This window comes from Methanoregula sp. (assembly GCF_049510175.1).
Classification (GTDB): domain Archaea; phylum Halobacteriota; class Methanomicrobia; order Methanomicrobiales; family Methanospirillaceae; genus Methanoregula.
Map to the genome: position 1 here is coordinate 461571 of NZ_JBEKZF010000001.1, position 24749 is coordinate 486319.

The 24749-nt window shown below is 57.6% G+C and carries 27 protein-coding genes; 14 read left to right on the forward strand and 13 right to left on the reverse strand.

What is annotated here, in order from left to right; translation table 11 throughout:
* Positions 1-38 precede the first annotated feature (38 nt).
* Together ABSG49_RS02395 and ABSG49_RS02400 are read right to left on the reverse strand one after the other, a co-directional pair.
* Entirely contained in the window at positions 39-530 is a 492-nt protein-coding gene (locus tag ABSG49_RS02395; protein WP_424024496.1) for a hypothetical protein, read from the reverse strand.
* Positions 531-568: 38 nt separating this feature from the next.
* Positions 569-1768 (reverse strand): aminotransferase-like domain-containing protein, encoded by a 1200-nt coding sequence (locus ABSG49_RS02400; RefSeq protein ID WP_424024497.1) that lies wholly within the window; start codon positions 1766-1768, stop codon positions 569-571.
* Between the two features lie 108 nt (positions 1769-1876).
* Between ABSG49_RS02400 and ABSG49_RS02405 the strand changes: the two genes are divergently transcribed.
* From ABSG49_RS02405 to ABSG49_RS02425, 5 genes are all read left to right on the forward strand, one after another.
* Entirely contained in the window at positions 1877-2317 is a 441-nt protein-coding gene (locus ABSG49_RS02405; RefSeq protein ID WP_424024498.1) for a C-GCAxxG-C-C family protein, read from the forward strand.
* Positions 2318-2769: 452 nt separating this feature from the next.
* Positions 2770-4011 (forward strand): aldo/keto reductase, encoded by a 1242-nt coding sequence (locus ABSG49_RS02410; protein WP_424024499.1) that lies wholly within the window; start codon positions 2770-2772, stop codon positions 4009-4011.
* 7 nt (positions 4012-4018) lie between these two features.
* Positions 4019-4579: a TetR/AcrR family transcriptional regulator gene (locus tag ABSG49_RS02415; RefSeq protein WP_424024500.1), complete on the forward strand. Its 561-nt coding sequence runs from the start codon at positions 4019-4021 to the stop codon at positions 4577-4579.
* A 76-nt stretch (positions 4580-4655) separates the two neighbouring features.
* On the forward strand, positions 4656-5381 hold the full coding sequence (locus tag ABSG49_RS02420) for an ABC transporter ATP-binding protein (protein ID WP_424024501.1): 726 nt from the start codon (positions 4656-4658) through the stop codon (positions 5379-5381).
* Positions 5374-6780, forward strand: a complete 1407-nt coding sequence (locus ABSG49_RS02425; RefSeq protein ID WP_424024502.1) for a hypothetical protein — start codon at positions 5374-5376, stop codon at positions 6778-6780. The genes ABSG49_RS02420 and ABSG49_RS02425 overlap by 8 nt, the downstream gene beginning before the upstream one ends.
* 43 nt (positions 6781-6823) lie before the next feature.
* Here the strand turns inward: ABSG49_RS02425 and ABSG49_RS02430 are convergent, their stop codons facing one another.
* The 5 genes from ABSG49_RS02430 to ABSG49_RS02450 all read right to left on the reverse strand — a co-directional run bounded on the left by ABSG49_RS02430 (position 6824) and on the right by ABSG49_RS02450 (position 9984).
* A complete protein-coding gene (locus tag ABSG49_RS02430) occupies positions 6824-7015 on the reverse strand; it encodes a hypothetical protein (RefSeq protein ID WP_424024503.1) in 192 nt (63 codons plus the stop codon).
* A 251-nt stretch (positions 7016-7266) separates the two neighbouring features.
* Positions 7267-7542 carry a ribbon-helix-helix domain-containing protein gene (locus tag ABSG49_RS02435; RefSeq protein ID WP_424024504.1) on the reverse strand — a complete coding sequence of 92 codons (276 nt, stop codon included), beginning with the start codon at positions 7540-7542 and terminating at the stop codon, positions 7267-7269.
* Positions 7543-7923: 381 nt separating this feature from the next.
* Positions 7924-8148: a type II toxin-antitoxin system HicB family antitoxin gene (locus ABSG49_RS02440; protein WP_424024505.1), complete on the reverse strand. Its 225-nt coding sequence runs from the start codon at positions 8146-8148 to the stop codon at positions 7924-7926.
* Positions 8149-8249: 101 nt separating this feature from the next.
* Positions 8250-9164 carry a DUF362 domain-containing protein gene (locus ABSG49_RS02445; RefSeq protein ID WP_424024506.1) on the reverse strand — a complete coding sequence of 305 codons (915 nt, stop codon included), beginning with the start codon at positions 9162-9164 and terminating at the stop codon, positions 8250-8252.
* 58 nt (positions 9165-9222) lie between these two features.
* Positions 9223-9984 (reverse strand): DNA-methyltransferase, encoded by a 762-nt coding sequence (locus tag ABSG49_RS02450; protein WP_424024507.1) that lies wholly within the window; start codon positions 9982-9984, stop codon positions 9223-9225.
* A gap of 229 nt (positions 9985-10213) precedes the next feature.
* Between ABSG49_RS02450 and ABSG49_RS02455 the strand changes: the two genes are divergently transcribed.
* Positions 10214-11008: a hypothetical protein gene (locus ABSG49_RS02455; RefSeq protein ID WP_424024508.1), complete on the forward strand. Its 795-nt coding sequence runs from the start codon at positions 10214-10216 to the stop codon at positions 11006-11008.
* 340 nt (positions 11009-11348) lie between these two features.
* Here the strand turns inward: ABSG49_RS02455 and arsB are convergent, their stop codons facing one another.
* Together arsB and ABSG49_RS02465 are read right to left on the reverse strand one after the other, a co-directional pair.
* Positions 11349-12425 carry an ACR3 family arsenite efflux transporter gene (gene arsB / locus ABSG49_RS02460; protein WP_424024509.1) on the reverse strand — a complete coding sequence of 359 codons (1077 nt, stop codon included), beginning with the start codon at positions 12423-12425 and terminating at the stop codon, positions 11349-11351.
* Between the two features lie 9 nt (positions 12426-12434).
* Positions 12435-12869 carry a C-GCAxxG-C-C family protein gene (locus ABSG49_RS02465; protein ID WP_424024510.1) on the reverse strand — a complete coding sequence of 145 codons (435 nt, stop codon included), beginning with the start codon at positions 12867-12869 and terminating at the stop codon, positions 12435-12437.
* 263 nt (positions 12870-13132) lie between these two features.
* Here ABSG49_RS02465 and ABSG49_RS02470 point away from each other — a divergent pair, with 263 nt between their 5' ends.
* Positions 13133-14905, forward strand: a complete 1773-nt coding sequence (locus ABSG49_RS02470; RefSeq protein WP_424024511.1) for an aldehyde ferredoxin oxidoreductase family protein — start codon at positions 13133-13135, stop codon at positions 14903-14905.
* Positions 14906-15017: 112 nt separating this feature from the next.
* Entirely contained in the window at positions 15018-15317 is a 300-nt protein-coding gene (locus ABSG49_RS02475) for a ubiquitin-like small modifier protein 1 (protein WP_424024512.1), read from the forward strand.
* A 90-nt stretch (positions 15318-15407) separates the two neighbouring features.
* Here ABSG49_RS02475 and ABSG49_RS02480 read toward each other — a convergent pair whose 3' ends face one another.
* The 4 genes from ABSG49_RS02480 to ABSG49_RS02495 all read right to left on the reverse strand — a co-directional run bounded on the left by ABSG49_RS02480 (position 15408) and on the right by ABSG49_RS02495 (position 18205).
* A complete protein-coding gene (locus tag ABSG49_RS02480) occupies positions 15408-15791 on the reverse strand; it encodes a hypothetical protein (protein WP_424024513.1) in 384 nt (127 codons plus the stop codon).
* Positions 15763-16947: an aminotransferase class V-fold PLP-dependent enzyme gene (locus tag ABSG49_RS02485; protein WP_424024514.1), complete on the reverse strand. Its 1185-nt coding sequence runs from the start codon at positions 16945-16947 to the stop codon at positions 15763-15765. The genes ABSG49_RS02480 and ABSG49_RS02485 overlap by 29 nt, the downstream gene beginning before the upstream one ends.
* Before the next feature lie 78 nt (positions 16948-17025).
* Complete coding sequence (locus tag ABSG49_RS02490) at positions 17026-17691, reverse strand: cytochrome c biogenesis CcdA family protein (protein WP_424024515.1); 666 nt, start codon at positions 17689-17691, stop codon at positions 17026-17028.
* Between the two features lie 88 nt (positions 17692-17779).
* Positions 17780-18205, reverse strand: coding sequence for a winged helix-turn-helix transcriptional regulator (locus ABSG49_RS02495; protein WP_424024516.1), 426 nt, complete (start codon positions 18203-18205; stop codon positions 17780-17782).
* Positions 18206-18481: 276 nt separating this feature from the next.
* Here ABSG49_RS02495 and ABSG49_RS02500 point away from each other — a divergent pair, with 276 nt between their 5' ends.
* From ABSG49_RS02500 to ABSG49_RS02525, 6 genes are all read left to right on the forward strand, one after another.
* On the forward strand, positions 18482-19399 hold the full coding sequence (locus ABSG49_RS02500) for an ABC transporter ATP-binding protein (protein ID WP_424024517.1): 918 nt from the start codon (positions 18482-18484) through the stop codon (positions 19397-19399).
* Positions 19396-20145 carry an ABC transporter permease gene (locus ABSG49_RS02505; protein ID WP_424024518.1) on the forward strand — a complete coding sequence of 250 codons (750 nt, stop codon included), beginning with the start codon at positions 19396-19398 and terminating at the stop codon, positions 20143-20145. The genes ABSG49_RS02500 and ABSG49_RS02505 overlap by 4 nt, the downstream gene beginning before the upstream one ends.
* A gap of 63 nt (positions 20146-20208) precedes the next feature.
* On the forward strand, positions 20209-20712 hold the full coding sequence (tsaA, locus tag ABSG49_RS02510) for a tRNA (N6-threonylcarbamoyladenosine(37)-N6)-methyltransferase TrmO (RefSeq protein ID WP_424024519.1): 504 nt from the start codon (positions 20209-20211) through the stop codon (positions 20710-20712).
* A 55-nt stretch (positions 20713-20767) separates the two neighbouring features.
* Complete coding sequence (locus tag ABSG49_RS02515) at positions 20768-21139, forward strand: hypothetical protein (RefSeq protein ID WP_424024520.1); 372 nt, start codon at positions 20768-20770, stop codon at positions 21137-21139.
* Between the two features lie 53 nt (positions 21140-21192).
* Positions 21193-21678: a DUF2124 family protein gene (locus ABSG49_RS02520; protein WP_424024521.1), complete on the forward strand. Its 486-nt coding sequence runs from the start codon at positions 21193-21195 to the stop codon at positions 21676-21678.
* Between the two features lie 85 nt (positions 21679-21763).
* On the forward strand, positions 21764-24562 hold the full coding sequence (locus ABSG49_RS02525; RefSeq protein ID WP_424024522.1) for a PEGA domain-containing protein: 2799 nt from the start codon (positions 21764-21766) through the stop codon (positions 24560-24562).
* The last annotated feature ends 187 nt before the right edge of the window (positions 24563-24749 follow it).

Sequence of the window (24749 nt, forward strand, 5' to 3'; positions counted from 1 at the left end):
TTGTCTCTTCGGGACCGTGGTGTTATCCCGCCGTCTTCTCAAATATCCCTGCGGACCAGGAATAGAACCCGGATTTTGCCACCGTCACTCTCCTGACCGGAGTACCCGCGGGAGAGACCCCGACGGTACAGACACCCAGGGCAATCGTGCACTGGTGCCGTCGAATGAGACGGAAGACCGTCTGTATTGCAGTAGGTGTCGATGTAGCCCTTCCCGCCACCTACCTCAGTGGGTTCCCAGAGTGTGATAGTGATGGTCGGTTCTGTTGTAGGCGGTGTAGTTGGCTTGGTAGTAACAACTGTCGGAACGGTGATTGTCGGCTCAGTCGTGATAGGAACCGTTGTCGGGATCGTTGTTGGGTCTGTCGTAAGTACCGTGGTCGGTTCTGGAGTGACGAGCGTCACCGGTTCCGCCGTCGTTGTGAGAACGCCGATCGGGGACTTCCCCACTGCGGCCACCGGAGTAACAACCGCAGCACATAGGGTGCAGACGATGAACACGGTCAGGAGAATTGTAAGCGTATGTTTCACTGTATCTCTTCCTGCAAGAGTAATTCTTGAAAACCGGTTTATTTATAGGGGGGGCTTTCTCTCCCGGAAAGTCCGGCAATCACCCGCGAGAGGCGGTGCATCCCTTCCGTGATCTGGTCCTCGGATGCCGACGAGAAATTTAACCGGATCGTGTCCGTGCCTCCCCCATCCACGTAAAAGGGTATGCCGGGCAGCACGGCGACCTTGTTCTTCACGCCCTCGTCAAAGACCGTTCGGGAGGAGAGGCCCGGGGGAAGTGTCGCCATGAGGAACATCCCTCCTTCCGGGCGGGTGTGGGTGAGCCGTGGCATCAGATCGTCGAAGAGGTCGCACATGAGTTGACACTTTTGGCCGTACGCGGCCACGATCGTACGGATATGTGCATCGAGGTCGTGGGTGGTGAGGTACCGGTGCAGGATCTTCTGGCAAAGGAAGTTGGAGTGGAGATCGGCGGCCTGTTTGACGACATTGAACTTTTTGAGGATCTCACGGGGTGCATACATCCACCCAATCCGCATCCCCGGCGCCACGGTCTTGGAGAATGAGCCGGAGATCACGGCCTGGTCGGGGACCCGGTACTTGACCGGCAGCCGCGGCCGGGCATCGAAGAAGAGCTCGCCGAACGCATCGTCCTCGTAGAAGATGGTGCTGCTGCCTTCCAGGATCTCCACGATCGCCTCCCTCTTCTCCTGTGAATAGGTCTGCCCCGACGGGTTCTGGGAGTTGGGGATGCCGTAAAAGAACTTCACCTGCGTTTTTTTGACCAGATATTCGAAGGCCGTGAGGTCGGGGCCGTCTTCCCCGAGCGGCACGGTGTCGATCACCGGCTCGTAGAGCGAGAAGGCCTCGATCGCCCCGAGGTAGCCGGGCCGCTCCATGCCCACGTGGTCGCCGGTGTTGAGAAAGAGCTTGGCAAACAGGTCGAGGCACTGCTGGGAGCCGTTGACGATCTGGATCTCCTCCGCAGTTGCCAGGATACCAAGGCGGCGGCGGTACCGGTCCGCGATGTACTGCCGCAGGGGAAGGAACCCGTCAGTCGTGGTGTACTGGAGCGCGACCTGTGGCTCCTCTTCCATGACCTCGCGGGCCGCCCGTGCGATCCCTTCAGTATCGATCAAGGCAGAAGATGGGAGCCCCCCGGCAAAGGAGATGATGGAGGGGTCGGCCGAGACCCGGAAGAGCTCGTCGAGGAAGGATTCGGGCGCCTGTGCGACCCTGTCTGCAAACCGGTACTGCATGGTATGACCTGACCCGGGTGGGTGATAGTAACATGGACTGCGGGAGAAAAAAAGGTATGGAGACCCCGAGCGGCAATCCTTTTTTGTGCACGGGACAACCGTTACTCCATGGCACCGACAAGGGGTGACGATGCAGCCGCGCTGTTCCGGGACGGCTGGTCCTGTTCGCAGGCAGTCTGCTGTGCGTTCGCGAAAGATTTCGGCATTGACGAGAAGATCGCTCTCCGGCTCTCCTGCGGACTGGGTGGCGGGATGAGTCACACGGGAAACATGTGCGGGGCGGTCTCGGGCGCACTGATGGTGATCGGGATGAAGTACGGGCGCACGGAGCTCGACGACCCTGCCTCGAAAGAGAAGACGTACGAGCTGGGGCAACAGTTCATCCGGGAATTCCGGCGCCGGGACCATGCGGTGAACTGCACGGAGCTGATAGGATACGACCTCTCCAATCCCAAAGAACTGGCGGATGCACGGGAGAAGAAAGTGTTCCAAACACGGTGCGTGAAGTTTGTCCGCGATGCCGGTGAGATCCTGGAAATACTGCTGTAAATTTTTCAGTTCCGGGAATTAATAGAGAAACCCCTTTGTGATGTTGCGAGGGTCCCCCGCATCAGGGCTTCTCCGGGGATTGAGTGGTTCATCAGAACCGCGAAATTGAGAAGAATCATCAGATTCTTCGAGTCACAGCGGGGCCAGAAATCCGGCATTTTATTATCAGGTCATTGATCCGCCGCGGGGAGACTATCGTCGCATCAGCGAGGATTGGCTGGAGAAGAGCATCTTCGACTGCGGCGGGGTTCATCGCAATTGACAGAAAAACGGAAAAACCTGCTCCAGATCTCCCCGCATTGTTGATTTTTTAGGAATACAGGTGTGAATATACAGATTCATTTCCGTTTCAGCACAACAATTTTTCCGGAATTCCCGCGTTTTTCATGTTCCGCAAATTTAAATACTACCCCGACGTATTGACTGACTAGTCAATTTACGTGGTGTTCCTGATGCTATACCGGACCGTTCCCAAGACCGGCGATAAACTCTCGATCCTCGGCTTCGGCTGCATGCGCCTCCCGTCCACCCGGGCCGGAGGCGTGGACGAGGAGCGTGCGATCTGCCAGATCCGGCACGCGATCGATGGCGGTGTCAACTACCTGGATACTGCCCCTGTCTACCATCTCGGCAGGAGCGAGCAGGTGCTGGGCAAGGCGCTGGCCGGCGGGTACCGGGAGAAGGTGCGGATCGCGACCAAGCTCCCCCACTGGTCCGTCTTCGAACGGGCGGATATGGACCGGATCCTGGACGGCCAGCTGAAGACACTACAGACCGATCACATCGACTACTACCTCCTCCACAGCCTTGCGGGGTCCAGTTTCAGGATCATGCGGGACCTCGGTGTCCTCGAATTCCTCGACACCGCCAAGAAGGACGGCCGGATCCGGAACGCCGGTTTCTCATTCCATGGTCGGCTGGAGGATTTTAAGGAGATCGTGGACGCGTACGACTGGCAGTTCTGCCAGATCCAGTACAACTACCTCGACGAGACAAACCAGGCGGGAACTGTTGGGCTGCAGTACGCTGCAGCAAAGGGGCTCGCAGTCATGATCATGGAACCCCTCCGGGGCGGCAACCTTGCCGGCAGGGTGCCGGAGACGATCCGGAAGCTCTGGGACGGGGCGCCGGTGAAACGGTCGCCGGCCGAGTGGGGCCTGCGCTGGGTCTGGGACCATCCGGAAGTGACGGTCGTCCTCTCCGGCATGAACGATGAGGCGCATATCGACGAGAACCTGCGGGTGGCGGGTGAGGCTCTCCCGGAATCTCTCACACCCGACGAGCGTGCGCTCATCGGCAGGGTGCGGGACGAGTACCGCCGGCTGATGAAGGTCAGCTGCACGGGCTGCGGGTACTGCATGCCCTGCCCTTCAGGGGTTGATATTCCCGGCTGCTTTGCGAGCTACAATGCCCATGCCCTCTTCCCCCATGACCGGGCCGGCAAATTCCAGTATATCAGCCGGCACGGCGGCCTGATGGGCGAGAAGTCCAATGCCGGGCTCTGCCGACAGTGCGGGAAGTGCCAAAAGGCCTGCCCCCAGCACCTGCCGATCCCCTCCCTGATGAAAGAGGTCTCACGGGAGATGGAGGGGATGATGGGTGTTGCGGTTCCGGTCTTCAAGGGAGCGCTCTGGTGCATGAACAAGGTTGGCAGGGTCAGGCGGGCCATCACGGGTGAGAAGCCCCATGCGTGAGCAGGGTATGGATAAGCAGGAGGCGATCCTGACAACGGCACTCACCCTCTTTACCGAACGGGGATTTTTCGGGACACCGACTTCGCTGATCTCAAAAGAAGCGGGTGTTGCGACCGGTACACTCTTCTTTTACTTCAAGACCAAGGAAGACCTGATCGACACGCTCTACCGCCGGACAAAGAGCGAGGCGGCGCAGGCGATGTGCCGGGGCCTCAACAAGGAGAAGACCGCGAAGGCGAAGCTCCGCCGCCTCGGGTTCAACGCGGTTGAGTGGGGGATACAGAACCCCGCAAAGCTGAAGTTCATGGAGCAGTTCGCCCACTCCCCGTTTGTCTCGACGACCGCCCAGGAGGAGGGCATGTCCCATTTCCTCTTCCTGCAGGACCTGGTGCAGGCAGGGATCCGGGAGGGCGTTATCCGCACCTTCGACCCGTCCCTCCTCTTCTGCATGATGGCCTCTGCCCTCTCCGGCCTGATCACCCGTGCCTCTGCCACGGACGACCCGGCCGAGCAGGAGGCGCTCATCGAGCAGGGGCTGGATTTTGTCTGGAACGGGATGAAGGCGTGATGGCAGAAGAGTGATGGTGAGAAGATGACAGGAATACATGAAAGGCAGGGCATATGCTGTTCCACGGAGTGATGGAATGACGATGGTAATCGAAGCACGGGACGTATCGAAAACCTATGGCAATGTACAGGCAGTGAACCACGTGACCCTGACGGTTGCGGAGGGAGCGCTCTTCGGCCTGCTGGGCCCCAACGGCTCCGGCAAGACGACGATGATCAAGATGCTGACCGGGCAGACCCGGCCGACCGGCGGCACGGCGAGCGTGCTCGGGGTCGACGTGATCAGGGACCCGGTCGGGGTTCGCGAACGGGTGGGGATCATCCCCGAACAGGAGACCCCGCCCAGTTTCCTCACCGCGATGGAGTACCTCGAGTTCGTCGCCGCGGTCCGGAAGATCCCGGACATCGGGACAAAGGCGGACTGGTGGTTTGATTTCCTCGATTTTGCTGACAAGAAGAACGTGCTCTGCAAGGACTTATCACGGGGCACCCGGCAGAAGCTGATGTTCACGCAGGCCTTCATCCATGAGCCGGCGCTCGCGCTGATCGACGAGCCCCTGATCAACTTCGACCCGATCATGCAGGACGTGGTCAAGGAGTACCTCGCGGCCTATGTCAGGAAGGGCAGGACGATCTTCATCTCGACCCACATCCTCGAAGTGGCCGAGGAGATCTGTTCGGGGTTTGCGATCCTCCACAAGGGAGAACTGCTCCATACCGGCCCCGTTGCCGAACTGACCGGCAGGGGCGAACACCTGCCCTCGTTCTTCCTCTCGCTCGTCCGGAAGGATCGCCATGCTTGAGCTCTTCAAAAACATGATGAAGGAGGAGTGGCGGGTCCATTCCACGATGTTCGGCAGCCTCTCCTTTGCCCTCTTCCCGGTCATGATCTTCGGGATTGCGTTTATGGGCTCGTTCCTCATCCCCCTGATGAAGGCCACGCTTCCCGCCGGCAACCTCACGCTGATCATCCATGCGAACTACCTGATGCTCGGGATCATGGTCGGCGGGTTCGGGCTCCTGGGCAACGAGGTGATGAACCGGCGGTTCGGCCAGGCAAGCCTGCTCACCTACTCCGCGAGGAGCCTCCCGTTCTCCGAGCAGTTCATCTTCACGAACTTCGTCGTCAAGGACACGGTCTATTACTTCTTCCTCTGGGTCTTTCCCTTTGGTTTCGGGTACATCCTCGCCTCGCCGTTCACCGGCGTCTCTCTCGTAAGCGCCCTCCTCCTGCTCCTCACCCTGACGCTCTCCTTCCTCTTCGGCCTCTGCGGCGTCTTCTTCCTCTCCGCGGTCTATACCCGCTCACGACCGGCACTCTGGCTCGTCCTGCTGGCCCTTGTCGCCGTCCTGGGCGGCCTTTCCCTCATGACCGGCGCAAACCCGGTGATCTTCTTCCCGCCGCTCCTCCTGAACAGCGCGTTCACCTGGATAAACCTCCTCATCTCCTGCGCCGTGCTCGCCCTCCTCTTCGGGGTCGCGATCGTGCTGTTCAACCCCGAATCCGTTGGATCGGAGAAGACGTACACGGACTCCTTTGCGCCCCTTATGCGGCGGCTCTCGTTCCTGCCGAACCCTCCGCTCGCCGCCAAGGACACGCTCGACCTGTACCGGAGCGGGAGCATGGTTGGCCAGACGATCTTCTCCTTCATTCTCCCGCTTGCGGTGATCTGGTTCTTCCTCGCCCTGCTGGGCCCGTACTTCCCGCCCCACGGCCTGCTCTTCATCTTTGCCATCACCACCGGCGTGATCGCGTCGACGATGTACACCTGGGTCACGATGTTTGATTCATTCGGGCCGTATGCCTGCCTGCCGGTTGCCGTCAGCACGCTGATCGGAAGCAAACTCACCACCTTTTCGATCCTCCAGGTGATACCGGCAGTCTTCATCGCGGCCGTGGCGCTCCTTGCCGGGGAGGCCGTGTACCTTGTCCCCGCCGTGGTGCTCGGCATTTCCGTCTCGTTTTATGCCGTCGCCGTCATGTCCTGGCTCTGCGGGCTCTCCCCCAACGTGCTGGTCTACGATGTGAAAGTGCTCGCCATCTACCTCGTCTTTGTCGGGATCGTGCTGACCGTCTTCACGTCGGTAGCCTTCGCAAACCCGTATTATTCCCTCGTGTCGGTGGTCCTCGCGGTCCCGGCCTGGTGGCTCGTGCAGAAAGCAAAGCTCCGCTGGGATCAGGTCGACCCGGCAGGGTTCTGATTATGAAAGGGGATACCCCAAGCCCTGAAACCTGTCATCCCCTCTATCTGTTGCGAAGGCTGAACCAGTACCACAACACGTTGAAGATGAGCGTGCCGGTCAACAGCCCGCTGAACCAGAGAAAGAGTGTCGCGTCAAGCGAAAGGTCTGGGAAAACGAATCCGCTCAACGCATCGAACGTGAACGAGAAGACGATCCAGAACCCGACATTGAGGAAGATCCTGCGGTAATCCATTGCTGCTATCAAGTCCTATGGACAGGGAAGATGATAAGTGGATATGGCCGATGGCGATCTCTTGGCAGTAGTGTCCGGACGGTAAGATGATGCTCATGGATTGACATCAGACCAGCCCCCGTATTTTTGGCGTTTCTCCGGGCTGATGGGATTGAACTGCGTGGCAAGGAAAAAGAGAGCCGGTTTTCGGGTAAGGATTATTCATTTTCCCCGGTATTCTTCTGTCGTATTTCCTGCAAAGGATTCGGGTATTATTTGCGGTTTTTAGAATCCGCATTCAGATCTTCCCGGAACACACCCCGTAATGTGTCACGGAATTCTCCATCGTGACGAGCAAGGTTAAAAAGTATATCGCGTGTTGTTTCAGGAATCGGTTCATTTTTCTTATCGTGGAATTGACAATAATACGTACACGCATCAATAATAACATCGGCACGGTTCAGATACTTCTGTTTTGCAATAGTATCCAGTTTTTCTATCAACAGTATCGGCATTCTCAACGAGACCGTCACTTCTTCGCGAGTCATATGTTCGAATTATTTGTTGTGATATTTAATTAGGCTGTTCCACAAAAGCCTGCAGGCTGTGGGCGTCTCTCTGCACTGATGTGAACGTATGCGCCGGATGAAAGAACCCCTGTTTTATTAGTACAGTCTCACCCCCTCTCATGCCCCGCAGTACGATACTGCTGTATTACCTGTCAGGCAAATAATCGCGATTTTCAGGGTTGAGAAAAATCCAGATATCGTTGTGGCGCAGGAGGGCGGTTCGAATCATGGGGGAACGGATCGTTGCACAATTTTTTTTACCGTGTAAAGAAGGTCACTGAATCGTGCCCGGCAGGGTTTACCCTCGTTAACGACACCAGAAAAAAGAGAGAAATTTTTCCCCCGGCAGTGCCGGGGAGGTTATGCGGAGTCAGCGACTTCGATCCTGATGATCTCAGAATGGACGGATGCAATGGTCTTGTGCAGTTCCTCATTCTGTGCTTCCCGCACCACTTCAATCGCCTCCCTGATCGTGGCAATCGCCTCACCTTGGGTGTTGCCATAACCACGGGCTCCCGGGATCTCAATGCAACGGGCAGTAAAACCGCCCATTTCGTGAGATTCCGTGATGATGGTGTAGTGCATGATTGTACAGGAATGACGGGGTTATTTACAAAGTTTCTGGTCGGAATGGCCATTCCGGGGCAGGAAAACCGCATGCACGCACGTAAAAACCGGACCGGCATTTACCGGTCCCGGTCCAGCTGCTCCTGTATCCGGTGCGCCGCGCCTTCCCCGGCGTCATCGAGGGGCACCAGCCGGATCGCGTCGGCGGATGCGATGCCAACGCCGAGTTCTGCAGCCCGGGCGATCTGTTCAAGTCCGAAGATTTTCCCGTTGGCCACGTCAGGAACAGTCCCGTACGAGCGGAGGAGCGCAACGCCCGCGGCATCGATCGCCACCCGGTCGGCGCCGGCAATGATGACGCCCGGCTGTATGAGTTTTCCCTTGTCCGGGCCGCCGCTCGCAAACCCGACCGTTGCATCCATCACCACGAGGTCGGTCCGGAGGAACCTGCTGATCTCGGCGATCATGAGGCGCTGGCGGGGCGAGGTGTGCAGCTCGTTCATGAAATCGTAGTTCACTCCCGGTACTGTCCGGGCCACGCACCCCACGGCGTTCTTGAGGGAGAAGGTGAAGTGCCCGCCGAACCGGTGGGTCTTCAGGCAGCAGGTCTGGACAACATGGTCTGCCCGGGCGAAGGCACTGGCGAGGAAGAACCCCCTGCTCCAGTGGAGGCCGGGTGCCTGGATCTCCTGCCAGCCGGTCCGGTCGAGCTCGTCGAGCACAACGACCGCGAACCCTCTCTGCTGTGCAAGGGCAAGGACGCCCGTCCGGTCCAGCACCTGTCGTGTCAGCCCCATGCCGCTGCGTTCGGCGAGGGTGAGCCGGGAGGGCCGCTCCGCAAGGATGGCGGTGCAGAGGGTGTCCAGCGTTTCGATATGGGTGGATGCGGGGAACGGGTCGGCGCTGTTGAAGTTTGCCTTGAGTGCGACCGATGTGCCTGCCATCCCCGGGAGGTCGAACGCTCCCAGCACGGCCTCAACGCCGGCTGCACGGTCTGCGGCACCGGCAATGAAAAGGTCTGTTCTGTCCGTCACGGTGATCCCACAGCAACCTGTACCGCACGGCGCCTCTTGAAGGCTTGCCTTCCTGTTATCAGCACCCGTTTTCGATCCGGTCCCGTGCGATCCCGCAGTAGCGGGTATCGATCTCGATCCCGACTCCGATCCTTTGGCACCTGACGGCGGCCAGAAGCGTACTCCCGCTCCCCATGAACGGGTCGAGTACGGTGTCGCCGACAAACGAGAAGAGTTTCATGCACCGGAGGGGAAGCTCCACGGGGAACGGGGCCGGGTGCCTCACCTTCTTTTTGCTCTCGCCGTTAAATGTCCAGAGGCCGTTGGTCCAGGCGATGAACTCCTCCTTCGTGATGTCGGACTTAAGGGAGCCGCTCGTCTTCTTCCACGAGTCCTTGTAGAGCACCACGATCAGCTCCACGGGCGCGATCACGAACGGGGCCGAGGCGGAGAGCCAGGATCCCCACGCGGTCCGGCGCGAGATGTTCCCCTCGTTCCAGACAATCGTCGCGTGGTAGGAGAAGCCGGCCTCTTTTGCAATCCCGGTGAGATCGGCCCCCACGCTCTGCTGGCCGCCCTTGTTCTTGTCGAGCGGGATGTTCAGGCAGAACCGGCCGTTGGCCTTGAGCCACCCGTGGCACCGCTTCATCCAGCGGGACGAGAAGTCAAGGTACTCCGCGTAGGTGAGATGGTCATTATGGGAATGGTAGGGGATGTCAACGTTGTATGGCGGCGACGTGACGACGAGATCAATACTCCCTTTCGGAATTTTTCTGGTAGCAAAGAGATCTTCGTTGATGATGGTGGATTGACCGTCCCGGAAAAAAACGTCCTTTGCCACGCGCGTATCCTCAGATCAGGTACGTCAGCCTGTGGTATAGCATTTCGCTCTTTTGACCCGGTTCAGGCCCGGCCCCAGCGGGACAGGTCTCCCTGTGGGGAACCCGGGAGGCCTCTCTTGATCTAACCCCGCGGTTATACGAATAACCGCTGCCATCCGAGCAATATTATTTACTACTCCCCCTACAGCTGGGTAGTGAAACATTTTCCGTGCATGGGGGGTGAATGAAATGGCCTGGAGAGACCGTAAGGCTGCATTCAGGGCAGTGGCGTGTCTCGCGATCCTGCTGCTGCTCGTACCGTATGTCTCCGCAACGGTTGACAGCACCACGATCCCGCAGAGCACGGCCCCCAACGATGTGGACCGGCCGGACATGATCGCTACCCTCAAGACCCATGTCGCGTATGTCGGCGAGGTGCAGGACGCCCGCATGGATGGCGTGATCATGTACGTCAATAACATCAGCGATGGGACCGGTATCACCAGCCTGCAGCAGATCCGGGACGATTACCTCGTGATTGCCTCCTCCATCCCCCTCATGCACGCCTATGCGGAGATCGCAAAGGCACGCGAGGACCTCCGCGTCCAGACGCAGTTGTTCTCTGAAGAGACGAAGGCCCAGATGGTGATGTTCAACGGCAGCGATGATGAGATGAGAAGCTGCATCCGCTCCTCCACCGATGCAATCGACAATACATCTGCCGCCATGACGGATTCCCTCTGGCTGGCAAAGGACGCGGCCCGGCTCACCCTCTTCAACCAGGCCTCGGGGGATCGCACGCTCCTTATCCGCAGTCTCGACAAACAGGGAATTAACATAACACTGGCCAAAAATATATCCGACCAGATCGATGCCCAGCGCTCCAGCCTCCAGGATGCCCTCACCAGCCAGTCGGCAGAAGCGCTGAAGTCCACCAACACCGCCATCAAGAGCCTCACCCGCCAGTTCCGCGAGAATGTCGCGAGCTCCCGTGCGGCCCTTGCGATCGAGATAAAGCGCGATGCGATGATGGCGATGAAATAATTCCCGGCTCTGTAGAAATCCTATTTCATCATGAAATTCGGTTATATTCTTCATCAGTCATGAGTGTGACCCCCTCTCTCCCCCAGAGGGGGAGGCAACGCAAGGGGAGCGCCCCTTGACCTCCTTCTTTTATCCCTCCCTATTTTTCAGAGAGTTTTTCATCAACCTTCTGAGGGACTATCGCAATGTGGGGGATGCCCGAGCGGCGGGGGCGAAGGCATCATATGCCAAAGCCCCCAAGAGCGTCAACAATGAAAGCCGATGATTTCTACAGAGCCTAATTCCCGGGCTTTTTTAAAAAAACACTCCATCGATGGAGTATGAAAACACCAGTATCATTTCACCGCAGCGACGGGCTGCACGTACCATTATCCTTTCCGCCATACCATTTCTCCCGGATCCAGAGCGAGACGTTCACAAGCCCAATCAGCACTGGCACCTCGATGAGGGGGCCGATAACAGTGGCGAAGGCCTCTAAGGAACCTATCCCAAAGACTGCAACAGCAACTGCAATCGCGAGCTCGAAGTTGTTAGATGCAGCAGTGAAGGACAGAGTCGCTGAACGTGAATAGTCCACATTGAGTTTCCAGCATATCCAGAAACTGACAAAGAACATGATCAGGAAGTAGAAGACCAGCGGTATCGCCACCCGCACCACATCGATCGGGAGAGCAATGATATACTCTCCTTTGAGCGAGAACATCACGATGATGGTGAAGAGCAGTGCAATGAGGGTAATTGGAGAGATCTTCGGGATAAATGTATGTTCATACCATCTCTTTGATTTTATCCGGATGAGGGTGAATCTGGTGATCACTCCGGCAAGGAAGGGTATCCCAAGGTAGATGAAGACGGTCACTGCGATATCAACGATGGTGACCGGGACTGTGACGCCACCTGCAATACCGAGAAACACGGGGAGAAAGGTGATGAAGAACCAGGCATAGATTGCGTAAAAAAGCACCTGGAATATTGAATTAAGCCCTACAATTGCCGCACAAAATTCACAGTGGCCCCCTGCCAGATCATTCCAGACAATGACCATCGCGATGCATGGGGCGATCCCGACGAGGATCAGCCCGTACATAAAATGAGGCTGGTCGCGAAGGAAGACGACTGCAAGGGCGAACATGACGATAGGTGCAATAACCCAGTTCAGGACAAACGCGAGCCCAAGGATCTTCTTGTCCCGGAACACGTTGCCGAGTTCCTCATAATGTACTTTTGCCAGCGGCGGATACATCATCAGGATCAGCCCGACCGCGATCGGGATCGAGGTGGTCCCGACCGAGAGGCCGGTGATCAGGGCCGGTATGGCGGGGAAGAAGTACCCGATCGCTATTCCGGCTGCCATCGCAAGGAAAATCCAAAGAGTCAGGTAACGGTCAAGGAATGAGAGGCGTCTGGTGGTTTCCATAGGCAAGCCTTACAGGATCTTCTCCAGAATATCTGCAGCATCACGGACAAGCGGCGTGCATTTCGCGACGAAGAGTCCGCTGTCGCGTGCCCGCGCAAATTCTTCCGGGTTGCTCAGGTTATACCCGAGCAGTTCCGTGCAATTGATCGAGCCGTTCTTCTCAGTAAACTCGTGGATGAACCGCCGGACAAGGGCCCGCGTCTTCTCGGTTGCGGCATCGTCCTCCGCGACGGTCTTCCCGTATTTCAGCCCGATCACCAGGATTGAGCCGGATACCGCCCCGCAGATATTGCCGGTCTTCGAGATCCCGGCACCGAAGCCGCACGCGATCTTTTTTGCCGTTTCGGGATCCAGGCCCAGGTCACCGGAAAAGGCAGAAAGCACTGCTGCCGAACAGGTAAACCTATTCCTGTAACTGGCCACTGCTTCATCAGATTTTGTCATGGCGCATTTCCCCACATTATTAAATTATCCCCGTATCGCATTAAACAAATACCCCGTCAGCGTGAACGAGACGAACAGGATCCCGGCAAAGATCGCGAGCAGCTTGATCGTGATCACTTTTCTCAGGATGATCATTCGGCGTCAGGATAATCCGAATCCGGTAATTTCTGTTAACAATCTCTCCCGGTTAACATATTACATAATCTGTTTTTTATAAAAAATTTTATGAATAAGAACCATGAAGTAATCTTTTGGTAATCATCATGGACGGATACGCAGGAAAGATAGCCTACGCCGACCTTTCGGCAGAAAAAGTTACGATCACCCCCACACCACCGGAACTCAAGAAGCAGTACATTGGCGGGCGGGGGTTTGGCATCCGTCTTCTGACCGATATGGTTGATCCGAAGATCGATCCGCTGGGCGAGAAAAATGTTGTCGTATTTGCCGCCGGGCCGCTGACCGGCACCGGCATCCCCCTGGGGAGCCGGTACGAGGTCTCGGCTATCTCGCCGCTCTCGGGGACTGCCATGAGCGCCAACAGCGGCGGGGTCTTTGGCTGGAAGATGAAGAAGGCGGGATTCGACGCGGTCGTCGTGACCGGAAAATCGAAAAAGCCGGTCTACCTCCTGCTGGACAGCGGGAAGGCCGAACTACGGGATGCCGCCCATCTCTGGGGTAAAACCACCGGCCAGACCACCGACGCAATTGTGGACGAACTCAAGGACAAGAGCGTCCGCGTTGCCTGCATCGGGCCGGCCGGGGAAAAACGTGTACTGTTCGCCTGCATCATCAATGAGAAGACACGGGCTGCCGGGCGCGGAGGTGTCGGCGCTGTCATGGGGTCGAAGAACCTGAAAGCGATTGCGGCCCGGGGAGACCTGCCTGTCAAGGCAGCGGATGAAGCGCAGCTCGAATCAGTCAAGGAACGTGTGAAAAAGAAGATTGAGGATAATGGGATCGCACAGGCGCTGGGAAAATATGGCACGGCCGTGCTTGTCAACATCATCAACGAGAACTATGTCCTCCCGACCCGGAACTTCCAGACTGCCCATTTCCCGGCAGCAGAGAAGGTCTCCGGCGAGACCATGGCAGCGACCATCCTCAAGCAGAACAAGGGCTGCTATGCCTGCATCGTGAAGTGCGGCCGGGTCTGTGCATTCGATGGCGAGAGCGGGGAAGGCCCGGAGTACGAACCCGACTGGGCTTTCGGGCCGGACTGCGGGATCGACGACCTCAAGGCCGTTGCCCGGGCGAATAACATCTGCAACGAGTACGGGCTCGATGCGATCTCAACGCCGACAACGATCGCCTGCCTGATGGAGATGGCAGAGAAAGGGTACGTCAAGCACCCGGTCCGGTTCGGCGACGCAAAGGGGATGCTGGAGCTGGTGGGGCAGATCTCCAGGCGGGAAGGGATCGGGAACGAACTGGCAGAAGGATCCTTCCGGTTTGCCACGAAATACGGCCATCCCGAATGCTCGATGAGCTCCAAGAAGCAGGAGCTGCCGGCCTATGATCCCCGGGGGATCCAGGGATACGGGCTTGCGACAGCCACCTCGGTCCGTGGCGGCGACCACGTATACGGGTACATGATCGCGCCCGAGATCCTCGGGTCACCGGAGAAACTTGACCCGTACGTGACGAAGGGGAAACCGCAGTGGGTCAAGACGTTCCAGGACCTGACGGCGGCCATCGACGCATCGGGTATGTGCCTGTTCACCTCGTTTGCGCTGGGAGTGGAGGATTATGCAGATCTGCTTTCTGCGACCACGGGGATGAAGATCGACCCTGCTGAACTGCTGAAGGTTGGCGAACGGATCTGGAACCTCCAGAAATTGTACAACATCAAGCGCGGGTTCGGCCGCAAGGATGACACGCTGCCGGCCCGGCTCCTGAACGAGCCGCTGAAGGAGGGTGCACCTGCAGGGCAGGTGTGGCGGGGGGAAGAGATGCTCGACGAGTATTACACTCTGAGGGGCTGGGACAGGGAAGGGACGCCGACAAAGGAGAAACAAAAAGAACTGGGACTCTGAAAACAGGAAAGACGTATCCACACGGGGTCCGGCTGCTGATCAGGTGGCGTGCCAGATCTCTCTGCCGTAACCGAATGACTAAAATATCATGCAGCGCTGACGCGAGACTGTGATGACCGATATACATGACCGCATAACCGTCACGGTCAAATCGTTTGCCACCCTGCGCGAGGTCATGGATGCGGAGGTCCGGATGGAGTTTGCTGAGGGTGCAACCATCCGCTCGCTGCTTACTGAACTTACCGGCTGGTACAGTGGCTTGTCCGATCTGCTCTTTTCTGCCCCGGATACCCTCCGGGACTTTGTCAATATCCTGAAAAACGGCAGGAACATCCATTTCCTGGCCGGGCTTGACACCCCGCTTGAAGACGGGGATATCATCGCATTATTCCCACCTGCTGCGGGGGGGTAAGACGGCACCTGCTGCGCTAATCTAGTGCCGGGATTTACCCGCAGTCACGGACACTCACCCTGCGAGCATACGGGCCTGCTCCTGATGGGATCATCTGCTGTTCCCGTCCGACAGGCCCAGCCGGATCTTCATTTTCTCCCGGATAGACTCCTCCACCCCTTTCAGTTTTACAATCCCCGGCTCGCCTTCGCGATAATAGTAGAGCAGGAGATGAAAATAGTCCGCTACCAGATCCTGGAACTCTTTTTTATACCGCACTTCAACATTACTCTCCCCGACAAATCCCTTGATGGAGATGAACCGCTCTTTCTCAAACGAGAAGTACGGTTTTTTCAGCTGTTCAAGGTACCGGACCGTGCCGAACTGCTCCAGGAATTTCAGGAACCCTTGGGTCAGCGGCTCATCGAGAACATACTCCTTCATGAGCGAGCCATCGACGCAGACCTTAGTCTGTACGGATTTGAGTATCCGCACTCAGCGCCACCTCACGGATTGCATGTGCTGCCATTTCGATCTGCTCGATGGTATTGAAGAACGAAAAACTTGCCCGGATACACCCTTTCCCGCTATCAATTCGTTCATGGACGAGCGGGGCGCAGTGGAGGCCGGTCCTCGTGATCACGTTGTAGGCCCGGGCAAGGATGAAACCCGCCTCATTGTTGTCGATACCCGTGATATCGAACGATACGACCGGGAGATCAGGATTTTCGTTATAGAGGGTGATACCCCGCATTCCCTTCAGTTCGCGGATGAAAGACCGGGTAAGATTCGTATTCTTTCTCTCAATTGCTTCCTGACCGGTCGTTATAATGAACCGTATCCCTGCATAGAGCGATGCGATGCCGGGGTAGTTGTGCGTCCCTGCCTCGAATCGCATCGGCATCTCGAAAGGATGGGTGAGCGTCCGCGAATCAGTACCGGTCCCTCCCTGCCGGATGATCGCGACTGCATCCGGGTCGGGGATGAAGAATCCGCCAATGCCGGGGATGCCGAAGAGCGCTTTGTGCCCGGTGAATACGAAAGCTCCGATCGGGATGTCCGAAAGCTCGACCCGGATATGGCCGGAGGTCTGTGCCCCATCCACGATGAAGAAAATGTCGTTGGTATGGAGGTATTCCGCAATCGGCCTGATGTCCTGCACGGATCCGAGCACATTGCTCCCGTGTGTCATGACGACAAGCCGGGTCTCCGGACAGATCGCTTTTTTGATTGCCGCGAGGCTGACGGTGTTGTCAGTGAAAGGCACGACCGAAAGCGTGATCGCTCCTCCCTGCTCCAGCGCGGTGAGCGGACGGAGCACCGAGTTGTGTTCGAGTTCTGTGGTGATCGCGTGGAATGGCACATGGATCTTTTTTACAAATCCGTGAATCAGCAGGTTGAGCGAGTCGGTGGCGTTCTGGGTAAAAATGAAGTGCTCGGGAGGACCGGCATGGAAAAATGCTGAAAGGGCTTCCCGTGCAGCAGAGGGATAATCCGTGGATCCATCCCCGGTCGTCCTCCCCGGTTCATAGAGAGGCAGTCGCAGGCAATCTGCAACTTCCTCAAGTACTCCCACCGGCTTCGGCCACGTCGTCGCAGCGTTGTTGAGGTAGATAAGCGGGGATTGTGTATCCTGCTGTGCATATTCCATGGGGCCGACCTGCACTGATCTCTCTTCATTGTCCTCTTCAAACGCAATAAGATAATCGGAGGAAAAAATGAAAAAAATTCAGGAGAACGCAAGATACAGGAAATAGATCCCAATCAGCACAATAACTATACCAATGATCTTATCGAATACCTCGCCGCTCACCCGCGCCTTGTCCTTGATTTTTTTACCCATTGCCCCGCCCAGCGAGCTGATAACGATAAGCGGGATGGAGAGCCCGATGGCGTAAATCAGCATCGTGAAAAATCCCTGGACTGCAGTCTGGTAAAGAGCGATGTAGGTCAGGACGATAAGGAGCATAGGAGCCCCTCTCCCAACCGTGATTGCACCGAACGAGAGCCCGAGCAGGAACGCTCCGGTCACCGTATAGGACATCGGCACTTTGAAGAAGTTGAAGATACTCCGTATCGGTGGCTTGTAAATCTGGAGAAGCTGCAATCCCATCAGGATCAGAAGTACTCCACCGATGGCCCATGTGATTGTGCTGTTGAGGAACAGCAGGTATTTTCCGATAAATCCAGCAATTATGCCAAGCGGCAGGAGCACAAGTACCGTTCCTATGCAGAACGATAGAGTCAGTTTAAGAATATTTATTGGAGAAAGTTGTGTATTCCCGCTTGTCAGGTATCCAATCAGTCCGAGGCATAAGATGCTGTTGCACGGACAGATACCGGCAATCAGCCCGAAGATGAAGATACCAAGGAAGGAAGGATCGAGAGCAGCCATTCCATTACCGTTTTACTGGACCAATAAAATATATTTATGTTCGTATTCTATCCCGGAGGATTGATTTCTGTCGACCGGCTTACCCCGGTTAACGGACTGACCCGCTTTTTGGTAATCTCCGTTGGCGCGTCACTCCCTTCCTGGATGACATGGTATCATCATGGCAGTTTCCCCGGCACCGGTGCTTATCGACATTATCGCGTTTTTCCGCCCACTGGATCAGGGGAAGGACGGCTTCGCAGAGCTGTTTCCCGTCTTCCGTCAGGGAATACTCGACCCGTGGCGGGATCTCCGAGAAGGATTCACGGTGAATCAGGTTTTCTTTCTGAAGATTTTTCAACACATCTGCAAGGGTTTTGGGACTGACCCCGCCAAGCCTCTGCTGGAGGTCATTAAACCGTATCTTCTTATCATGGCCAATGATGCTGATGATCAGAATGGCCCATTTTTTTCCAATGATATTGATGATGCCCTCAAGGGGGCACAGGCAGATGTGGTTACTTTCTTTTTCCATAGTCACTTCAAAACTATAAACTTGACACTATTAATACTGTTCAATTGATAGTAAGCTTGAAGAAGAAAACTGTTTGGAGGGAAAAAGTATGTGCCATGTATCAACAGGAAAGCCGGTATCGCAGATGAACACCCATTGCGGTTGTGAATGTGGCTGCCCCGTCATACTCCCCATTGCGGAAGAGATCCGAAGCCTGGAAGACCACAAAAAAATCCTTCAGGATCAGCTTGAAGCAATCGAGAAGAAAATAAGTGCTTTGAAATCCGTGAAGGAAGCATGAACGCGATCCAGGCTGATCATCTCATCAAACGGTTTGGTTCCGTAACAGCAGTGAACGATGTCAGCCTTGCCGTACGCGAGGGGGAGATCTTCGGTTTTCTCGGTCCGAACGGGGCCGGGAAGACCACCACGATGCGCCTGCTCACCGGTGTTCTCACGCCGGATTCAGGAGCCGTCCACATCAACGGCATCGATATCCACCGTCATCCGCTCGATGCCAAGATGCAGATGGGCGTCATACCGGAGAGCAGCACGGTCTACGGCGACCTCTCGGCAGAGCAGAACCTGCAATTGAGCGGGCAGATGTATGGAATGTCCCGGGCACTCCGGGAGGAGCGAATAGCAGAGCTCCTGTCGCGGATGGGCCTTTCGGAAAAAAGACGCTTACCGGTCCGGACATTCTCGAAAGGGATGAAGCAGCGAGTGAGTATCGCGTGTGCCATCATTCACCGGCCCCACGTCCTCCTGCTCGATGAACCTACGAGCGGTCTTGACGTGCAGAGCCGCAGGCTCGTAATTGAGACGATCCGTGATATGAATGAACAAGGCAGCACGATCTTCCTGACCACGCACAATATCGAAGAGGCAAACACCCTCTGCCAGACAGTCTGCATCATCAACAAGGGGAAGATCGTTGCACAGGACAGTCCCGAACGACTCAAAAAGATGTTTGACACCACGCAATCGGTCGAGGTCTCCTTTGACCGGGCCGTTACCCGCGATCTGTTTGCGGCTGAAGCGATCCTGCGGGCGGAGCCGTGCGGTGACAAGTGGCGGTTGTACACGGACAACCCGGACCGGGTTCTGAAATATATTGTCGGGCGTGCTGCGCAGGAATCCATTGGCATCACGTCCCTCACGACCTCCGGCCCGAGCCTTGAAGAAGCATTTGTCCAGATCACGGAGTGTGCATGATGGAGATCCCGCTGGCCCTCCGTGGCATTGTGGTTATCACCAAGAAAAACATGAGGCTGTATTATACGAAACCGCCCGTCCTGATGTTCGGGCTCCTGTTCCCGCTCTTCATGTTCTTCGCCTTCTTTGTCGGTCGTAAACTCGATCTGACCACATTCTTCCCGGCGTTTCTTGCGATGATGCTGTTCTTCACCGCGTCATCGGTGGGCCCGCTGATCACGCCGTGGGAGAAACGGGAGAAGACCTATGAACGGCTTCTCTCCTATCCGGTGACCCAGGACAGCATTATCCTCGGCGACCTTACGGCAGGTGCAATCTTCGGGATCGGCATCTCCCTGCTGGTATGGACAGTAAGTTTATTTCTCGTCCCGGTAGCGGTCACAAACACCGGGTTGTTTGCCCTCGCGTTCATCCTTGGCACACTGTCCTGTGCTGCGCTGGGAGTCCTGCTTGCATCACCGGCAACCGACAGCCCGCCTAACGTGATGATCTTCTCGAACCTGATACGTTTCCCGCTCATCTTCATCTCCGGGATATTCGTCCCGCTTGCACAGATGCAGGGGCTGGGGTTAACTCTGGCGTACTGTTCGCCGCTCACGTATCTCGTCGATCTTTTCAATGCTGCCATGTCAGGGGCATCGGTATTTTCTCCGATCGTTGACTGTGGCGTACTGATCGGAGTCTCAGCGGTGTTTATTTTCGCGGCACGGGTCATCCAGATGAGGAATCTGGTAAAAGGGTTGTGATGTTAATCATGTGTTATTTAAAAAACAAGGGGTTTTTACTGCCGGGAGCCCAAAGAGTTCTTCATGCACGACCCGCAGGACACCCCTGCCACCTTTACGTATACGCCGATCGGTACGATCCACTCGCCGTTCAGGGACATCGCCGGCATGCCCATCCAGCCGAACGGGGCCCGGGGCACCCGGGGGACCATCGAAATCCACGCTTCGTATCGTGAAGGGCTCCGCGATCTTGACGGGTTTGAGCGGATCATCCTCATCTACGCGCTCCACCGGTGTGCGGATCACCGCCTCACCGTCACGCCCTTCCTCGATACTACGCCCCGGGGCATCTTTGCCACCCGGTCGCCGAAGCGCCCGAACGCGATCGGCCTCTCGGTGGTCCGGCTTACGGGCGTGAACGGCGGGACGCTCACCATCGGGGACGTGGATGTCCTCGATGGCACCCCGCTGCTCGACCTCAAGCCGTACGTGCCGGCGTTCGATGCGTACCCCGGCTCCTGCTGCGGGTGGCTGGAGGAGGTAGCCGGCAACGCGGAGACGGTCCGGTCGGACGACCGGTTCCGATGACGCAGTTCCCCCGCAAATCTCATCATGCCGGCAGTCCAACTGAACCCTGATCTCCATGCAATGGTACCCGCTCACCGTAAAAGAGGCCCTGCTCCTCCTTGTCGTCTTTGTCATAAGCGGCATCTTCTCGAACCTCCAGCAATATTTTGTCGAGCCGTCCCTGCGCCCGTACACCTACGTCTTTGCCCTCCTTCTCCTCCTGCTTGCCTTCTTCCCGGCTGCAAAACCTGCCGATCCCCTGGCGCTGGCGAAGTTCCTTGCGGTCCTGCTCGGGGCGATCTTTGCCCTGATGATCGTGCTGAAGGATCTCATTTTACAGCAGAATCTCTCCTGGAATATCGCCATCGTCCTTGCAGGGGCAGTCCTCTCCCCGCTCGTGGCCGGAGGGCTCTACAGCATCACCGTAAAAAAGCCGGCCGGCGGATAGTTCCCTGCCCCCTTTTCCAAACCCTTATCCCGCAGAGCGTCCGAGATCAGGTCATGGCAACACGGGAGATCACAAAAAGCGTGACCGGCATCCTGCGCCCTTACAAGGAGTTCGTGCAGGGCCTGGGGCTCAAACAGGGGGACCAGATCGCGTACTTCGGCTGCACGGGCACCTGCACGCCGTTTGTCGAGCTGCTCGCGGTTACGGTCCGCGGCCTGCACGTGGACCAGGTCTTCGTGCCCCTTCTCGACGAGGCAAAGGCAAAAAAGATCCAGTATGTTGAGGACGTGGGGATGCAGGTCTCCGGCGGCCCTGCCGTGCTCAGCCCGAAGCTGCTGGTCATCATGGGCGGGCTTGCGATGCCGATGATGCCGGTGACCAAGGAACAGGTCCGCGATCTCGCCGGGAAGTATGGTGGGGCAAAGCTGGCCGGCGTCTGCTTCATGAGCATGTTCGAGAAGGCCGGCTGGCTGGACACCGTCGACTTCGACCTGATGATCGATGCGACCATCGACCCGGTTATCGTGACAAAGAAGTGATGTGCTGCGGATCTCCCGCAGGCGGTGTGTATACCCCGGGAAATATTTCACAATCTTTATCGTTTTTGTCAGACCCATTTGACGTATGCCTCCTGAGAAAAAACCGGTTTTCCTTCTCCTTCTCCTGGTCCTTCTTCTCACGCTCCCTGTCCCCGTCTTTGCATCGCTGATCGCCCCCGCGACAACTACCTCGCCCGCCCTGAACCTCGCGCCGGTCCGGACGGTTGCCGTGGTTCCTGTGGCAACGACCGTCACGTCCGCGGCCCCGCAGACCGGCGCGATCAGCATCAGCAGCGCCCCGTCCGGCGCCAGCGTGGTCATCGACGGCACCGCGATGGGCACGACACCGTTTACCATCCGTACCCTCACGGCGGGCAGCCATTCTCTCGTGCTGCAGATGAACGGCTATCTCGATTATACCACGAGTTTCACGATCCAGGCCGACCAGCTGAACCAGCAGAGCTATACGCTGGTCCCTGTCCCGGCAACCACGTCCCAACAGACCCCCGTGCAGACAACCGTCCTGTCAACCGTGGCCGCGACAACGGTGGCGACCCGTGCAACGACTGCCCAGCCAGCCGTCACGCAGGTTATTCCCACTCCCACGCCGACGCATGCGCCGCAGGCCCCGGCCCGGAGCCTTGCAGAGCAGCTGCAGGCGCTCGGCCCGGTCACGATCCAGCCGGTCACCATCCGGGTCGGCAACCATTCAAAGACGCCCCTCCTCACCACCCTCTCGCCCTATTTCTCGTACCAGTTCAATACGCAGAACGTGACCTCCTCCCTTGGCTACCAGACCCCGACCGTAACCACGTTCCCCCTCAGCTACATCGAGGTGGACACCATGAACACCCCGCTCTCCAGTACGCGCCCGGTGAGCAGCCAGGATACCGCATACTGGGCCATCTGGGCAGATGACTGTACCGTGTTCATCAAGATAACGGACACCGTTTACAACGACCCGAACTTCCGCTGGATCTCGCTCGATCCGACCGCGACCGCCTTCTACCAGGTCTCGCGTTTCCCCTTCAGCGACAATGCCACCCGCTGGCAGAACCAGTACGTGCCGGGGCTCGTTGCCTCCGGCCCGGTCAAGGATGTCTATGTGGATAGCGAGGGCTTCCATTACTTTGCCCTCAACTTCGCGCCGATTGCCAACCATAACCCTTCCGACCCGCCCATCTATACCGGCCTCGTCCACCTCGACCAGACCGTGTCGGGGCAGGGGAAGCCCATGGGCCTCCTGAAGATCCCCCTGACCGGCTCGGGTATCTGGTACAAGAAGGCGTCCGTCGGGCCGCTTACGATCCCGGTGCCGGACAGCTTCGTCCAGGTCCCGGCAGGCGAGCTCACCGAGCAGGACGTGGGCAACCCCAACGACAACATGATTTTAAGCGAAGCCAGCAGTTCCTCGCTCCAGGGGGCCTCTGCATTTGCAATACTGTTTGCGGACATGGACCACACCTATTACGTCCGGATCATCCCGATCAGCAAGAACGGGAATGCCGGCGTCCCCACCATGCCGGTGACGGTAACCGTGAAGCGCCCGGTGCCCTGCCCCGCGACGGGCACCGGGAACGTGCAGAGTGATGTCCTCGTCAGACCCCCCTCTGCGACGATCTCTGCGTTCTACATGACCTTGTTTGTCCCGGACTGGATCCGGACCTACCAGGACGGCTCGCTGGAAGCCCGGGCCCACTTCGTCACTGTCGCGACCCCCCCGTTCTGTTCGGCACCGGTTACCGGGAACCAGGCGATTGACATGCTCAATGCCCAGAGCTGCAGCATGTTCGGCGGCAGCCAGCCCGGCTACCACTTCTACGCGGACCCGGCGGAGAGCCACTGGTACGATACCGTCTGGGACATCATCACGGCCCTCTTCCAGGCCTTCAAGACCGTTGCGAATGCGGTCTCAGCGGCCTATAACTCGATCAACAACTTCGTGGTCCAGATCGCTGCATACGCGGTCCAGGGGCTGACGTTCGGGGCGTTCGACTGCAACAGCAGCCCTGCCTGCACAGGCGTCCTGCACGCCGGCCTTGCGATTGCCGAGAGTGCGCTGGGTGTCCCGCCGACCCTCCCCAATGCCGCCGACCTCGAGAACATGGGGGCAGACTACATGGCGAAGATGGCGGCCGACGAGATCGGTGCGGGCGGTGTCCTCGACGCAGCGCAGAGCGCCTACAGCAACATGCCGGACAGCGCCAAGGATACGATCAAGAGCAATGCGGGCGATATCGGCAGGCAGATGGGCGAGGCTGTCGGGGCCCAGTCCGCGGCCGCGGTGTACGGGGCCGCCGGCAACTTCTACATCCCCGACCCGCTCTATTACCAGGCGCACCCGGCAACGGTGATGGTCAGGGTGACGAACCCGAATACCATTGCCACGGACCCGGTCACCCTGTACGTGAAGGACACCGGGGGGTTCTACCATCCCGCAAGTGCTATGGTCCCGTCCCTGAAGCCCTCCGACTCCACCGTGATCCCGATCATCCTGAACGAGGACTTTTCGAAAGGGTACACGACCGGGTGCACCGGCACTTCATATACCTCCACGAACGGCGTCCCCTGCTACTGGGACAACTGGCAGCAGGCGGCACGGGACTACGGCCCTGACCAGTTCGTCATCACGTACTCGGTGAAGAAGAACGGGCAGTGGATCTCTGATCTTACACCGTCCTCATCAGGCACGCTACTCTCGAACCAGAATGTCATCAATATCGATGAGAATGGGAATACCTGTCCCCCGTACACATCGACACAGGTGCTGAAGTACCCGGACGGCTGGCAGGTACAGGAGAACGGCCTGTCGCAGGAGCTTGAGAACGTGATGTGGAACGTGTACTCGTTCACGGAAGGCGACCACGGCCGGCTGATTGGATAACCCCCCTTTTTTCATGCCGGCGGCCTGCATCAGTACAGGATGAAGCACGTCGAAGAATCCTTTTGGATTCTTCGAAGACCACAGGTCTTCTCCTGTCTCAAGTCTGATGACTCTCGACAATCTCCAGCCAATCCTCGCTGTGTGACAAAGGAACACGGGAAGAGAGGCATAAGGCTCTCTTCGCTGA